At 70.5% G+C, this 14,562-nt stretch carries 14 protein-coding genes; 2 read left to right on the top strand and 12 right to left on the bottom strand.

What is annotated here, in order from left to right:
* Positions 1 to 11: 11 nt before the first annotated feature.
* The 7 genes from ACNI65_RS02180 to ACNI65_RS02150 are packed head-to-tail and all read right to left on the bottom strand — an operon-like array spanning position 12 to position 7,171.
* Complete coding sequence (locus ACNI65_RS02180) at positions 12 to 1,157, bottom strand: glycosyltransferase family 4 protein (protein WP_416760910.1); 1,146 nt, start codon at positions 1,155 to 1,157, stop codon at positions 12 to 14.
* Entirely contained in the window at positions 1,154 to 2,458 is a 1,305-nt protein-coding gene (locus ACNI65_RS02175) for a lipopolysaccharide biosynthesis protein (protein ID WP_416760909.1), read from the bottom strand. Before ACNI65_RS02175 ends, ACNI65_RS02180 begins: the two co-directional genes overlap by 4 nt.
* Positions 2,455 to 3,756, bottom strand: a complete 1,302-nt coding sequence (locus ACNI65_RS02170; protein WP_416760908.1) for a DegT/DnrJ/EryC1/StrS family aminotransferase — start codon at positions 3,754 to 3,756, stop codon at positions 2,455 to 2,457. Before ACNI65_RS02170 ends, ACNI65_RS02175 begins: the two co-directional genes overlap by 4 nt.
* Positions 3,753 to 4,325 (bottom strand): acyltransferase, encoded by a 573-nt coding sequence (locus ACNI65_RS02165; protein ID WP_416760907.1) that lies wholly within the window; start codon positions 4,323 to 4,325, stop codon positions 3,753 to 3,755. Before ACNI65_RS02165 ends, ACNI65_RS02170 begins: the two co-directional genes overlap by 4 nt.
* A gap of 41 nt (positions 4,326 to 4,366) precedes the next feature.
* The gene (locus ACNI65_RS02160) at positions 4,367 to 5,503 is read right to left on the bottom strand and encodes a DegT/DnrJ/EryC1/StrS family aminotransferase (protein ID WP_416760906.1); all 1,137 of its coding nucleotides are present in this window, start codon (positions 5,501 to 5,503) and stop codon (positions 4,367 to 4,369) included.
* A complete protein-coding gene (locus ACNI65_RS02155) occupies positions 5,500 to 6,105 on the bottom strand; it encodes an acyltransferase (RefSeq protein WP_416760905.1) in 606 nt (201 codons plus the stop codon). Before ACNI65_RS02155 ends, ACNI65_RS02160 begins: the two co-directional genes overlap by 4 nt.
* Position 6,106: 1 nt before the next feature.
* The gene (locus tag ACNI65_RS02150) at positions 6,107 to 7,171 is read right to left on the bottom strand and encodes a Gfo/Idh/MocA family protein (protein ID WP_416760904.1); all 1,065 of its coding nucleotides are present in this window, start codon (positions 7,169 to 7,171) and stop codon (positions 6,107 to 6,109) included.
* A 53-nt stretch (positions 7,172 to 7,224) separates the two neighbouring features.
* Between ACNI65_RS02150 and lysS the strand changes: the two genes are divergently transcribed.
* A complete protein-coding gene (gene lysS, locus ACNI65_RS02145; protein ID WP_416760903.1) occupies positions 7,225 to 8,766 on the top strand; it encodes a lysine--tRNA ligase in 1,542 nt (513 codons plus the stop codon).
* A 117-nt stretch (positions 8,767 to 8,883) separates the two neighbouring features.
* On the opposite strand, the gene ACNI65_RS02140 is transcribed toward lysS, so the two are convergent.
* Complete coding sequence (locus ACNI65_RS02140; protein WP_416760902.1) at positions 8,884 to 9,165, bottom strand: DUF4148 domain-containing protein; 282 nt, start codon at positions 9,163 to 9,165, stop codon at positions 8,884 to 8,886.
* Between the two features lie 392 nt (positions 9,166 to 9,557).
* Here ACNI65_RS02140 and ACNI65_RS02135 point away from each other — a divergent pair, with 392 nt between their 5' ends.
* Complete coding sequence (locus tag ACNI65_RS02135) at positions 9,558 to 10,187, top strand: PEP-CTERM sorting domain-containing protein (protein WP_416760901.1); 630 nt, start codon at positions 9,558 to 9,560, stop codon at positions 10,185 to 10,187.
* Between the two features lie 132 nt (positions 10,188 to 10,319).
* Here the strand turns inward: ACNI65_RS02135 and ACNI65_RS02130 are convergent, their stop codons facing one another.
* From ACNI65_RS02130 to ACNI65_RS02115, 4 genes are all read right to left on the bottom strand, one after another.
* Positions 10,320 to 11,108, bottom strand: coding sequence for an enoyl-CoA hydratase (locus tag ACNI65_RS02130; RefSeq protein WP_416763550.1), 789 nt, complete (start codon positions 11,106 to 11,108; stop codon positions 10,320 to 10,322).
* Positions 11,109 to 11,163: 55 nt separating this feature from the next.
* A complete protein-coding gene (locus ACNI65_RS02125; protein WP_416760900.1) occupies positions 11,164 to 12,261 on the bottom strand; it encodes a DUF3108 domain-containing protein in 1,098 nt (365 codons plus the stop codon).
* Positions 12,246 to 14,012 (bottom strand): M61 family metallopeptidase, encoded by a 1,767-nt coding sequence (locus ACNI65_RS02120; RefSeq protein WP_416760899.1) that lies wholly within the window; start codon positions 14,010 to 14,012, stop codon positions 12,246 to 12,248. Before ACNI65_RS02120 ends, ACNI65_RS02125 begins: the two co-directional genes overlap by 16 nt.
* A 76-nt stretch (positions 14,013 to 14,088) precedes the next feature.
* Positions 14,089 to 14,556, bottom strand: a complete 468-nt coding sequence (locus ACNI65_RS02115; RefSeq protein WP_416760898.1) for a DUF3429 domain-containing protein — start codon at positions 14,554 to 14,556, stop codon at positions 14,089 to 14,091.
* Positions 14,557 to 14,562 lie beyond the last annotated feature (6 nt).

Genomic DNA, 14,562 nt, shown 5'->3' with positions numbered 1-14,562 from the left:
TTCGAAAAAACTCAGGCGGCCGAGGTCTGTTTCAGGCGGTCGATGAATCGGGTGACGGCGGGGCCGAACATCGCATGTTGCGCCACCCACGCGCGGTTGGCCGCGCCCAGCCGGTCGGCATCGACCGCGCGGCCCGCGACATCGGACTCGCCCACGAGCAGCTGCAGCCGCTCGGGCAAGGTGGCGAGGTCCTCACCGTCCTTGAGGATCAGGCCGTGGCGGCCGAGCAGCGTGTCGGGCTGGACCAGCTCGAGGCTGCCGGCGGTGCCGAGCAGCTCGTGGTTGGCGGGCAGGTCGGACAGGATCGGCAGGCATTCGTGCGCCATCGCCTCGAGCACCGACACCGACACCGAATCGCTCTCGGGCAGGCTCAGGAACCAGCGCGCCGGCGCGTAACGCCGGCCCTGCGAGGTGGCGTCCAGGCGGCCGACGAACTCGACGCGCTCGGACAGGCCCAGCGAGCGGACCTGGTCCTCGAGCGCGCCGCGCAGCGAGCCGTCGTTGGCCACGACCAGCCGTGCCTCGGGCTGTCGCGCGGCGATCGCGGCGAAGACCTCGATCACGCGATGCGGGCGATAGATCGGCTCCAGGCCGCGGTTGGCGTAGAACAGCCACGGCTGCTTGCGCACGTTCTGCTTGGGCAGCTGCTCCAGGCCGAAGGGGAAGGTCATCACCTCGGCCGCGCCGAGCTCGCGCATGCGGGCGCTCATGTGCTCGGAGTCCGAGGTCGTCACCGCGCAGGCCTTGAGCACCTGCGTCGTCAGCCACTTGTAGGCCCAGCCCTGGTTCGGCGCGACGAGGATGTCGCTGCCCCAGGCGGAGCCGGCGATGCGCGCGCGCAGCTTCCAGCCGCGGCGCGCGGCCCAGGCCAGCGTGCCGTGCGAGGTCAGGTAGTGCGCGTGCAGCCAGTCGGCATCGACCTTGCGCAGCCATGCGCCCAGCGCGGGCAACTGCTTGAGCACCGCGATGTTGCCGCCGGCATGCGCCGGGTCGGTGTTCAGCGCGAGGCGACGATCCTCGGGGATCAGGAAATGGAACTCGGGCGCGAAGCCGCGCGTGGACGCCGCCCACAGCTCCACCTCGCGTTGCTGCGACAGCGCGCGCGCCCACTTCAGCAGATGGGGGCTCTCACCGTCCCCGATCAGGACCAGTCTCATGCAGGCACTCCGTGCGGCGCGGTCCGGGGCGCGGCACCGCGCACCAGCCACGTCAGATAGATCGCGAAATAGATCGGCAGCAGCACCGCGATGGCGCCCAGCGCCGTCGTCAGCGCGCCGCCGTGGCTCAGCACCAGCGCCACCGGCAGCACGTACAGCGCGTTGCCGATCAGGCTGAAGACCAGCGCCCCGCGCTGACGCCCCGTCACCATCGGCGTGACCGTCAGCGGCGCGGCGATGAAATGCGCGGCGACATAGGGCGCGATCCAGCGACCGTACTCGCCCGAACGGGCCCAGTCCGCGCCGAGCAGCCAGCCGAAGAGCGCCGGTCCGGCCGCCATCAGGACCACCATGCCGGGCAGCGCCACCATCGCCAGCAGCCGGATGCCGCGCAGCAGCCGCGGGCGCAGGTCGATGCCCTGTTGCCAGTCGCGCGCGAGCTGGCCCAGCAGCGCCTCGGACAAGGCGCCGCCCACCAGCGTCGCCGGCGCCTTCACCAACCGCACCATCAGCGCGTAATAGCCGGCCGTCGCCGCGTCGGCCCAGGCCGCGATCAGCGCCAGCACCAGCGTCTCCTGCGCCGCGTTGACGAAGGCATGCGGGCTGTTGAGCAAGGGGAATTGCTTGTAGCGCCAGGCCAGCCGGCGCAGATGGCGCCAATGCCAGGAATGGCCCGACTGGTCCAGCCGCGTGGCGCGGCGCCAGCGGCTGCCGCGCGCCAGCAGCCACAGCGGCGCGAGCAGCGCCGCCAGGCTCTGCGACAGCACCAGCGCCGCCAGGCCGGCGAAGCCGCCCAGCGCGGCGGCCGACTGCGCCGCGGCCATCACGCCCTGCTGCAGCACGCGGGCCTGCGCGATCACGTCGATGCGGCCCTGGCGGTTGTTCCACAGGCTCAGCGCCTGCTGCATGCCGGCCAGCGCCACCACCGGCGCGAGCATCCACAACCACGGATCGAGCTGCGTCAGCGAGTTCCAGCGCCCGCCCAGCTTCGCGTGATGGGCCATGCCCAGGTGCCACGCGCCGGCGCCCAGCGCGGTCACGAGGCCCATGGCCAGCGCGATCCACAGCGCCAGCTGCAGCACCAGCGCGGCCTCGCCGTCGCGGCGCGGCAGCACGATCGCGAATTCGTAGCGGGCATTGGCGATGGTGGCCAGGTTCGCCGACAGCGCGACGAACAGCGCCCAGTGGCCCAGCGCCTCCGCGCCGTACCAGCGCGTGAGCAGCGGCGCGACCAGCATCGGAATCGCCTGCGTCAGCATCGACGCGCCGGCGAGTTGCGCGAAGCGACGGCGCACGGTCATCGCGTGGGCTCCTCGCGGGCGGTGGCGCCGCCGCGGCCATCGTGACGATGGCGGCCGCCGTGCTGTTCCGCGATCGCCCGCACCGCGGCGCGCTGCGCGGGGCTCAACCGCGCGTGGCGGCCCAGCGGCAGGTTGAGCACGGTGCGCGCGGCGCGCTCGCCGTTCGGGCACTCGCCTTCGGTGTAGCCATAACGGCGGCTGCCGCGCGGATGCACGACGTCGTCGAACCAGGTGCCGCCGACGATGCCGGCCGCCTCCAGCGCGGCGATCGCGGCGTCGCGCGTGGCGGTGTCGGGCAGCAGCACCGGATAACGCAGCAGCACCGCGCCCGGCGCGCGATCGGGACTGGGATCAGGCCGCTCCCATCCCGGCAGGTCCGCGAGCAGCGCGTCGTAGTCGGCCGCCTGCGCGCGGCGCAGTGCGTGGATCTCGGCGAAGCGACGCGCCTGTGTCAGACCGATCGCGGCGCTGAACGGATGCAGGCCGGCGCGGTAGTCGGGCTGCGTGTCGCCGGCGACCTCGCTGTCCGGCGTCTTGGCCACCAGGCCCAGCATCCGCGACGGCGCCCGCAGCAACGCGATCAGCGCGACCAGCGCCGGCCGCGGCAGGCTCATCGTCAGCCGATGCCAGGTCAAGGTCAGCGCCTGCTTGAAGACCGTTCGCGCCGACGGTGCGCGCAGGTCCGGCAGGCGCGGCGAGACGCGCGCGCGCTGCGCGGCGTCGGCGATCACCAGCGCGCCGCCGATGCCGGTAGTCAGCGGCTTGGAGTACTCGAAGCTGAAGAACGCGGCGTGTCCGAGCGTGCCGGCCACCTGCCCCGTCGCGTCCGTGCCGCCCCAGGCATGCGCGGCATCCTCGATGAACACGACCTCGGGGAAGCGCGCGCGCAGCGCGTCCAGGCCCGCGGTGACGAAGCCGAAGTTGTGCGGCACGACCACGACGCGCGTCGCCGGGCCGATCGCCGAGGCGATCGCCTCGGCGCTCGGGTTGAAGTCGCGCTCGCCGATGTCGACGTAACGCACCGTCAGGCCCAGGTGCATGAAGACGTTGGGCACCACCACGCAGGTGTAGCCCGGCAGCAGCACCTCGGATCCGGGCGGCAGGTCCAGCGCCGCGGTGAACGCATGCAGCGCGGCGCGGCCGCTGCCGAGAAGCCGGACCGCGTCGGTCTCCACGCCCAGGCTGCGCGCGAACGCGGCGCGGAAGTCGTCGACGCTGGCGGGGCCGCGGCGCAGCCAGTGGCCGACCGCGGCGATCAGGTCGCGCCAGCGCAGCGCGCCGGCGACGTGTCCCTTCACGAGCCGGCCGACGGCGCGCGCGCGCCGTCGATCCGGTAAAGCGGCCGCGCGGGCGCGCCGCCGTAGACCCAGCCGCCGGGCAGATGGCCGCGCACGACCGCATGCGCGGCGACGACGACGCCGTCATCGATCACGCTGCCCGGCAGCACCGTCACGCGGGCGCCCAGGAACACGTTGTGGCCGATGCGGACCTCGGCGCGGTGGTACTGCTCGCGGTGAAGACCGGCGCCCGAGGCGGCGTCGGCGAGCGCGTTGGACTCGCAGAACAGCATCAGGCCGGGGCCGATGGCGACGTCATCGCCGATGCTCAGGCGCTGTCCGCCGACCAGCACGTACGCGCCGGGCGCGAGGTGGCTGCGCGCGCCGATGCTGAATCGGCCCGAGCCGGTCGCCAGGATCTGGACATCGCGGTACAGGATGCTGCCCTCGCCCAGCGCGCTGCCCGAGCCGCAGCGCACGCGCGCGCCGGGGTGGATGCGCGCACCGGCGCCCACGCGCAGGCCCAGCCACGCCGCGACCCGCGCGCGGATCCGCGCGCGCAGCGCATCGATCGTGTAGCCGAGCAGCATCGGGTGGGGGCCTGGTGGTGGGTAAGTGAGGACGAGTGGGTTCAGGCCGGCGCGGCGTTCAAGGCGGCGCTGACAGCGGCGCTCAGGGCAGCCACGACCTGATCCTGCTGCGCCTCGGTGAGGTCGGGGCTCATCGGCAGGCTCATCACGCGCTGCGCCGCGGCTTCCGCGTGCGGCAGCGCCGTGGCCACGCGGCAGCGCTGCTCGTAGGCGGGCTGAAGGTGCAGCGGCTTGGGATAGTGGATCGCCGTCGGGACGCCGGCCTGCTTGAGCGCGGCAACGACGGTCTCGCGCTGCCCGGCGCTCTGCAGCTGCACGGTGAACTGCGCCCAGACGCAATCGCGATCCTCGCGGACCGCGAGGCGCTGCAACGGCAGCTCACCCAGCAGCTGCTGGTAGCGCTCGCCGAGGGCCAGGCGCTGGGCGATCTCCCAGTCGAAGCGCTCCAGCTTGCCCAGCACGACCGCGCATTGCAGCGTGTCCATGCGGCCACCGACGCCCACCCGCGTGTGCGTGTAGCGCTGGCTCTGGCCGTGGACGCGGATCTCGCGCGCGGCCTGGGCCAGCGCGTCGTCATCGGTGAACAGCGCGCCGCCGTCGCCGTAGCAGCCCAGCGGCTTGCTCGGGAAGAAACTCGTCGCGCCCCAGGTCGACAGGCCGCAGCTCTTGCGATCCTTGTACGACGCGCCGAAGCTCTGCGCGGCGTCCTCGATCACCGGGATGTTCCCGTGCTTCGCCGCGATCGCGTTGATCGCGTCCATGTCGCAGACCTGCCCGTACAGGCTCACCGGCATGATGGCCTTGGTGCGGGGCGTGATCGCGGCTTCGATCAGCGAGGCGTCCAGGTTGCAGCTGTCGGGCTCGATGTCGACGAACACCGGCACCGCGCCCAGCAGCACGATGGTCTCGGCGGTAGCGGCAAACGTGAACGGCGTGGTGATGACCTCGTCGCCGGGTTGCAGGTCCAGCGCCATCATCGCGATCAGCAGCGCCTCGGTGCCGCTGGCCACGGTGATGCAGTGCTTCGTGCCGGCGTGGGCGGCCAGCGCGGTCTCCAGCTCCTGCACCTCGGGGCCCATGATGTACTGGCCGTGGTCAAGCACGCGCTGGATGCGCGCGTCGATCGTGGTCTTGAGCGCCGCGTACTGCGCCTTGAGGTCGATGAAGGGAAGGCTCATGTCTGCTGCTCCGAGGGCGCCGAGGGATCCACCAGGCGCAGCGCCCGGCCGTCGAGTTCATAGAGATCGCCGCTGGCCGGGCAGGCCGCGCGGCCGCTGCCCTGCACCGGCAGGTCGAGCTTCTCGCCATGGCGGCTCATCCAGCCGATCTGGCGCGCGGGCACGCCCACCATCAGCGCGTAGGGCGTCACGTCGCCCTTGACGACGGCCCCGGCGCCGACGAAGGCGTACTCGCCGATGGTCGCGCCGCAGACGATCGTGCAGTTGGCGCCGAGCGTGGCGCCCCGCTTCACCAGCGTGCGGCGGTACTCGTGCTTGCGCGTCACCGCCGAGCGCGGGTTGTAGACGTTGGTGAAGACCATGGACGGGCCGCAGAAGACGTCGTCCTCCAGCGTCACCGCGTCGTAGACGGACACGTTGTTCTGGATCTTCACGTTGCGGCCGATCGTCACGTCGTTGCCGACGTACACGCCCTGCCCCAGCGAGCAGCCCTCACCGACGCGCGCGCCGGCGCACACGTGGCTGAAGTGCCAGACCTTGGTGCCCTCGCCCAGCTGCGCGCCGTCGTCGACGATGGCGCTCGCGTGTTGCCACCAGCCCATGTCAGAACACCAGCGGCAGGCCGACGCGCTGACCGTCGCGCGCGCTGCGGTAGGCCGCGATCAGCAGCTCCAGCGAGCGCAGGCCCTCGTAGCCGTCGACCTGCGCCTGCGCCTCTCCGCGCAGCGTCTGGATGACGTTGTCGTAATACGCGGCGTGGCCGAAGCCGTACACGCTGGTGGTCTCGTAGCTGGCGTTCTTCACCTGCTCGTCGTCCGGATGCGGCGTGTCGAAGGCCCAATGCTCGATCTTGTTGACCGCGGTGCCGCCAATCTTCACGGTGCCCTTCTCGCCGAGGATGGTGATCGAGCCTTCCATGTTCTGCGGGTAGGTCAGCATCGTCACGTTGATGCTGGCCAGGCCGCCGTGGCGCAGGCGCAGCGCCAGCACGCCGGTGTCCTCGGCCTCGATGTCGCGGGCGAGCGTGGCGGTGTAGGCATGCACGTTGTCCACCGGACCGACCAGCCAGTCCAGCAGGTCGACGTAATGGCTGGCCTGGTTCATGAAGGCGCCGCCGTCCATGTCCCAGCGGCCGCGCCAGCGGGCGGCGTCGTAATAGCTCTGCGGGCGGGTCCAGAACACGTTGACGGTGCTCATGAAGATGCGGCCGAAGCGGCCTTCGTCCAACGCCTTCTTGACCAGCTGCACCGTGGCGTTGAGCCGGTTCTGCTTGACGACGAAGAGCTTCACGCCGGCGTCGCGGCAGGCGCGGACCATCGCCTGGCCTTCCTCGAACTTGGTCGCCATCGGCTTCTCGCTGAGCACGTGGCGGCCGGCCGCGGCGCAGGTGATGGCCTGCTGGGCATGCAGCCCGCTGGGCGTGGCCAGGACGATCAGGTCGGCGTCGGAGCCCGCCAGCAGCGCGTCCAGCGAGGCGAAACCGCGCTCCGCCGGCAGGCCGGTCTGGGCCAGCGCGGCCTGCACGGCCTCGGGGCGCGTGTCGCAGACGGCAACGAGCTCGGCGCGGCCCCGGTGCTGGGTCAGCGCCTCGACGTGATTCTTGGAAATGCGGCCGCAACCGACGAGGGCGACACGCACCGGGCGGTCGAGGATGGGGGACGAGGACATGGGGCGCGATTTTAAAAGCCTAAAATCGCGCCCTGCCTTTTTTGCAGCCCATGATGAGCCAGTCCCAAGACCCCCAGCACGGCAACGACACGCCGGCACCCGCCCAAGACGAGAACAAGCTGATCGCCGAACGCCGCGAGAAACTCGCCGCCGTCCGCGCGAAAGCCCAGGCCAAGGGGGTCGCGGCCTTCCCCAACGACTTCAAACCCCAGCACCGCGCTGAAGCGCTGCAGACGCAGTACGGCGAGCTCGCCAATGAGGAGCTGGAGCCGCAGGCCGTCACGGTGACGGTGGCCGGCCGGATGATGCTCAAGCGCATCATGGGCAAGGCCAGCTTCGCCACGCTGCAGGACGCGACCGGCGCAATCCAGCTCTTCCTGTCCAAGGACGCGCTGGGCGAGGAGGCCTACGCCGAGTTCAAGCACTTCGACCTGGGCGACATCCTGGGCGCCGAGGGCACGCTCTTCCGCACCCGGACCGGCGAGCTGTCGGTCAAGGTGACGACGCTGCGCCTGCTGACCAAGTCGCTGCGCCCGCTGCCCGACAAGTTCCACGGCATGGCCGACCAGGAGCAGAAGTACCGCCAGCGCTACGCCGACCTGATCTCCGACGGCAAGGCGCGGGACCGGTTCGTCGCGCGCTCCAAGGCGGTGTCGTCGATCCGCTCGTACATGGTGGAGAACGGCTTCCTGGAAGTCGAGACGCCGATGCTCCACCCGATCCCGGGCGGCGCCAACGCCAAGCCCTTCATCACGCACCACAACGCGCTCGACCAGGAGATGTACCTGCGCATCGCGCCGGAGCTCTACCTGAAGCGCCTGGTGGTGGGCGGTTTCGAGCGCGTCTTCGAGATCAACCGCAACTTCCGCAACGAGGGGATCAGCGTCCGGCACAACCCCGAGTTCACGATGATGGAGTTCTACGCGGCCTACTGGACCCACCAGGAGGTCATGAGCTTCACCGAGGAAGTGATCCGCCACGCGGCGCGTGCCGCCACCGGCAGCGCGCAGGTCACCTACGCCGGCAAGCCGGTCGACCTCGAGAAGCCCTTCACCCGGTTGTCGGTGCGCCAGTCGCTGATCGTGCACGCGGGCGTGACCGAGGCCGAGGCCGATGACGCCGAGGTGCTGCGCGCCAAGCTCAAGGAGCTGGGTGAAGAGGCGCCCAAGCACTGGGGCCTGTCGGCGCTGCAGTTCGGCCTGTTCGAGGCGGCGGTCGAGGAGAAGCTCTGGGAGCCCACCTTCATCGTCGACTACCCGGTCGAGGTCTCGCCGCTGGCGCGCGCCTCGGACGCGGATCCGACGATCACCGAGCGTTTCGAGCTGTTCATCACCGGCCGCGAGTACGCCAACGGCTTCTCGGAGCTGAACGACGCCGAGGACCAGGCCGCGCGTTTCCAGTCGCAGGTGGCCAACAAGGACGCCGGCGACGAGGAGGCGATGTTCTTCGACGCCGACTTCATCCGCGCGCTCGAGTACGGCATGCCCCCGACCGGCGGCTGCGGCATCGGCATCGACCGCCTGATGATGCTGATCACCGACAGCCCGTCGATCCGCGACGTCATCCTCTTCCCGGCGCTGCGCCGCGAGGGCTGATCTCGGAGGCCCCGAGGGGCCATCCAAAAGCAAAAGGGACACCGCGAGGTGTCCCTTTCTCGTTGGCTCCCCGGCCGGCCGGTGCGCCCGGCAGTGTCAGGGGAACGCGTCGCCGGATTACTTGGCGGCGTTGCCTTCGGTGGTGGCGCCCTTCTTGGCGACCTTGTCCGCGGCCTTCTTGGCGGCGATCTGGGTCGACGAGGGGGCGGCGATGCCGTTGCTCAGGCCGGCGACACCGGCTTGCTCGGCGCTCAGCGCGGCGGTCTCGCCGGAATCGCGGGCGGCTTGCAGTTCGGCGATGACTTCGGCGCGGGTCTTCTGGACCGGTTCGGCGGCGAAGGTCGCGCCAGCGGTCAGGAAGGCGGCGGCGATCAGGGTGGTCTTGATGAGCGTGTTCATGGCGGGTTCCTCTCTCGGTTCGTTGCACCGGACTCCGCACTCCGCGTCGTCCATGGGCTGAACTCTAGGCGTCGCCGCTCAGGGGAAACACTAGGTATTGTGGAAAGATCCGTTCATGGATCGTCAACAATCGAATCGGCTTACCGCACAAGGCTATTGACGGGAGTCAACGATTAGCCAGCGACGCGTGATCCGGCCGATGGAGGGGGCCAATGTGGCGTGTGCGATCCGTCACGAATGGTCCTTTCGGGCCCCGGAATGCGGGTGTCGCAGATCTTTACAGCCACCCCCCTAGTTTGAAGATTGAAATTTCAAGTCATTGATTTGAAAGGATTTTTCAGCGTGGCATGGGTCCTGCTATTCGGTAAACATTACCGTTGGGAACCAAAACCATGACCTTCCGCTCCTTCATCGCCCGCACCCGTGTCCTGCTGGGCGCCACCGCCCTGGTCCTCGCCGGCCTGCCGACCGCCGCGTCTGCCGACGTCGTGTTCCAGTCCGTCGCGAACCCCACCGACGTCACCAAGTTCACGTCGCCGTGGTGCTCGTCCTGCAGCAACCAGTACCGCATCTTCGACCAGTTCACGCTGGGCAGCGCCTCGTCGGTCACCGGCTTCAGCGTCGCGCTGTACTCGCTGGCCCCGTACTGGGGTTCGGGCCTGAACTTCTCGATCTGGACGGCCAACGGCAACGTGCCCGGCACCGAGCTGTTCAGCCAGTCGCTGGGCAACGCGGACTTCACGACCACCACCCTGACCGGCACCGCGCTGATGGCCACGACCGACAAGGTGAGCGGCCTGAACCTGGACGCCGGCACCTACTACGTCAGCTTCTACAACACCAACCTGGCCGTGTGGGGCTACACCGGTGGTGGCGGCAACCTGCTCCAGCAGGGCAACACGTATCACACGGGCACGAGCGCCGACTTCATCCTGACCAACAACGTGCCGGAACCGGCCAGCATCGCGCTGGTGGGTCTGGCGCTGGTTGGTCTGGGCGTTGCCCGCCGCCGCAAGGCCTGATCGACGGATCCGCGCGCCCAGACGGCGCGCAGACGACAAAGCCCGGACGCCTCACGGCGCCCGGGCTTTTTCTTTGGCCGCCACGAGCCCTCACCCCCACCCTCTCCCGCTTCGCAGGAGAGGGAGTCAAGTTCAGCTGTGCTTGAAGCTCGGTGCCCGCTTGGCCAGGAAGGCTTCCATGCCCTCACGCTGATCGTCGCTGCCGAACAGCGCGTGGAAGTAGCGGCGCTCGATCGCCACGCCATCGGTCAGCGGCCCCTGGAACGCCAGGTTGACCAATTCCTTGATCAGCATCGTCGACGGACCGCTGAAGCCGTTGATCGTCTCCGCCGCCGTCAGCGCCTCGGCCATCAGCTGCTCCGCCGCCACCACGCGCGACACCAGCCCGGCGCGTTCCGCCTCGGCCGCGTCCATCATGCGCGCCGTCAGCAGCATGTCCATCGCCTTGCTCTTGCTGATCGCGCGCGGCAGGCGCTGCGTGCCGCCGGCGCCGGGGATGATGCCCAGCTTGATCTCCGGCTGACCGAAGCGCGCCGTGTCGGCCGCGATGATGAAGTCGCACATCATCGCCAGCTCGCAGCCGCCGCCCAGCGCGAAGCCGGCCACCGCGCCGATCACCGGCTTGCGCACCTGCAGGATGGTCTCCCAGTTCTTGGAGATCAGCCCGCTCTTGAACGCCGAGAGGAAGGTGTGCGGCGCCATCGTCGGAATGTCGGCGCCCGCGGCGAAGGCGCGATCGCTGCCGGTCAGCACGATGCAGCCGATGCCGTCGTCCGCATCGAAGGCGAGCAGCGCGCGGCCCAGCTCGTCCATCAGCGGATCGTTCAGCGCGTTGAGCTGCTTGGGCCGATTGAGCCGGATCACGCCGGTCTTGCGCTCGCCGGTGCCGGCCACCTCGACGAGGAGGTTCTCGAAGGTCACGCCGTTCAGGGCTTCAATCATCATGGGAGGTCTCCTTGATCTGGAATGGCGGCAACTATAGGGGCGCGCTGGCCGCCCCACTCGCGGTCGTGGCCGGCGCCATCGCCTGACGCGGCGGCGCCTTGAGCACCAGGTCGAAATGCGTGCGCGGGTCCTTGGCGCGGTTCTGCCACAGCCGCACCCGCACCGGCAGGTACTGCAGCGACGGCGCCAGCCAGAACTCGGCCTGCAGGTCGCCGCGCGTGTCGCCCATCTCCGAGTCCACATGCCAGGCCGGGATCGGCCCCAGCGGCGTGGCGACCTCCTCCAGGCCCTTGATCCGGTAGCGCCACAGGTGGACGTTGCGCGGCAGCGCCAGCGTCTGCTGGATCAGCGCGTCGCCGGCCACTTCCTGGCGGCCGGTCAGGAACATCCAGGTGAATTGCACGAACTGGCTGGCGGCGTCCTGCGCGCCGTCGGGCAGCGGCTCGCGACGCCCATTGGCCATCACGACCCCGCCGTCATCGAAACGCAGCGTCAGCTGGCGATTCCCGCCCGCCAGCCCGCCGGTGACCTCGTCGAAGCGCCGGGGCAGCAGACCCGCCGCGGTGATCTGTCCGTCACTGCTGAGCCGGCGCGACATCAGCGGCGCGATCCGCGGCCCGACCCAGGCTTCCAGGTGGACCTGATAGTGCGAGCCGTCGCGCAGCCACTGCACGCGGGCATCGCCATGGATGGCGCCGCGGTAATCACCGGTCAGGCGGTAGTCGAGCTCGGTGGACAGCGGCCACTCCGGGCCCGGCATCCAGGTGCCGACCGCGTCCGAGACCGCCAGCGGCGGCGGCATCGCCAGGGCCTGCAGCGACGGCGGCTCGCTGGCCGCGTCCTCGCCGGGCAGCGGCGCGAGGCCCTCGACCGCCGGCGACACCGGTGGCATCACGCGTCTGGGCGTGCCCGGTGTCCCGTCAGGAGGCGTGGCCGGCGCGGGCGGCGGCGGCGCGGCGGGTTGGAGCTCGCGCAAGAAGGCGGCCTTCAGCCGCTCGGGTTCGGGGGTCGTGGGCGACCACTGCTCGTGCAGCGAGCGCGCCCCGATCAGCAGCCCCAGATGGACCGCCAGCACCGCGGCGGTCAATCCGGCGATCGCGGCCGTGCTGGCGTTCAGCCGCCCAGCCATGCGCGCCGCAGGCCTTGCGCCCGGGCCGGCGCCTTGTCCAGCAGTCCCAGGCAGACCGGACGCGCGGCGCTGTCCTGCGTGGGCAGCGTCAGCACCAGCGTCAGCATGCGCTGGTCACGCGTCACGAGCAGCTCCAGGTGATGCGGATCGGAGGTGTCGAGCGTCAGCGGCAGGTCATCGAGCTTGCGCACGCGCCAGCCGTTGCAGGCGACGAGCTCATCGCCCGGGCTCAGCCCGGCGGCCAGCCCGGCGCCGTCCAGCAGCACGTTCTTGATCGTGACGATGCCATCGGCCTCCGACACCCGCAGGCCCAGGCGCTGCGCCAGCGTCGGCTTGTCCAGGCACCAGCGCACGCCCAGCCGTTCCAGCAGCGGCGGGAGCGGCAGATCCTCGGTGCCGTGCACCCAGCCCGCGAGCGTCTGCGCGATCGTCTCGCCGCCCAGCTCCGCGAGCCTGGCCAGGATGCGGGCCTCGCTGACCGGACCGCCGCCCGTGTCCTTCCACAGCGCGCGCATCAGGTCGTCCAGCGATGCGGGCTTGTCGCACTTCTCCGCGCCGCGCAGCGACAGGTCCAGCGCCAGCGCCACCATCGAACCCTTGGCGTAGTAGCTGACGACGGCGTTGGGCGTGTTCTCGTCCTGGCGGTAGTACTTGGTCCAGGCCTCGAAGCTGGAACGCGCCACGCTGTGGTGCTTGCGTCCGGGCGCGCCCAGCACCTGCGTGAAGGTGTGCGCGATCAGCTTGAGGTAACGCGCCTCGTCGATCAGCCCGCTGCGCACCAGGAACAGGTCGTCGTAATACGAGGTGAAGCCCTCGAAGAACCACAGCAGGTCGGTGTAATGCTCCTGCTCGTAGTCGTAGCGCTCGAAGGCGTCGGGCCGCAGCCGCTTGACGTTCCAGGTGTGGAAGTACTCGTGGCTGATCAGGCCCAGCAGCTTGACGTAGCCGTCCGAGACCTCGGTCTGACCCAGCCGCGGCAGATCGCGCCGCGAGGCGATCAGCGCCGTGCTGGCGCGGTGCTCCAGGCCGCCGTAGCCGTCGTCGGTGCAGTTCAGCAGGAAGACGTAGCGCGACATCGGCGGGCGGCCCTTGGCGCCGTGCCAGAAGGCGATCTGCGCCTCGCAGAGCTTCTGCGCGTCGCGCAGCAGGCGCTCGCCGTCGAAGATCGGCAGCGCGCCCGACACGACGAACTCGTGCGGCACGCCGCCCGCGACGAACTCGCCGCGCCAGAACGTGCCCAGCTCGAACGGGTGGTCGGCGAGCTCGTCGTAGCCGGCGGCCTCGAACTGGCCCGGCGCGCCCTCGACCGGCGCCATCGCGGTGGCGATGTCCCAGTCCGGCGGCAGGCCGGTCAGCTCCACGCGATGCGGCAGCTCGTCCTTGCCGTGCGCGCGCAGGCACAGGCTGGTCGCGTTGAAGAAGCCGCGACCCGCGTCGAGGAAGGCCGCGCGCACGGAGGTGTCGAAGGCGTAGACCGCGTAGCTGATGACCAGCGCGCCGCGGCCGGCGCACTCGAACTCCCAGCGGTTCTTGGCCGTCTGCGTGACGGGAACCTCGCGCGGCCCCTGACGCGCGGTGACGGCGCCGAGGTGGCGGGAGAACTCCCGGACGAGGTAGCTGCCCGGGATCCACACCGGCAGGCTGAGCACCTGGCGGGGGTCGGGCGCGGGCACCGTCAGCGTGACCTCGAAGCGATGCGCATGCGGGTCGGCGACGGCGATGCGGTAATGGATCGTGGGGCGAGCGGTCATGGGGGACAGCCTACCAAGCCTGACCCCGTCGCGGGGCGCGGCTGGGCGGTTCTCGTTCAAGAACCCGTCAGGGTTTTCAGGTGCCCTGGGCGGCGATGAAGCAGCTCAGCGCGGCCACGGTGCTCAGCCGGAAGCGCAGCGTCAGCCAGGCCGAGGCGCCCAACGCCGGATAGAGCTTGCGATCGGCGATGTAGCAGCCGATCAGCAGGAAGCCCTCGACGGCCAGGCCCGCGTAGGCCGGCATGGTCGAGGCGATCCAGGCCAGCATCGCCGGCACCACGCCCCAGATGAACGGTGCGGGAGACGGCACGGTCTGGCGGAAGGCCAGGCCCCAATGGATGGCGCCGAGGAAGGAGATGACGATCGCCGCGTAGCGCGACAACCCGTCCGTGACGTAGGGATGGGCGTCCTCCCGCACCAGCCAGACCAGCGCCGCGCCCAGCACGAACGGGATCAGGCCCGCGTAGGCGATCCGCTTGGCGATCGGGTTGATGGGGGCCGGGCCGGCGCGGGCCGGGGCGGGAGAGGCGGTGCGGTCGTTCATCGGTCG

This window comes from Roseateles sp. So40a, from assembly GCF_048081605.1.
In the GTDB taxonomy this organism is placed as follows: Bacteria; Pseudomonadota; Gammaproteobacteria; order Burkholderiales; family Burkholderiaceae_C; genus Roseateles.
The sequence above is the reverse complement of the archived record's forward strand: the minus strand, read 5'-3'. Positions and strand labels throughout refer to the sequence as shown.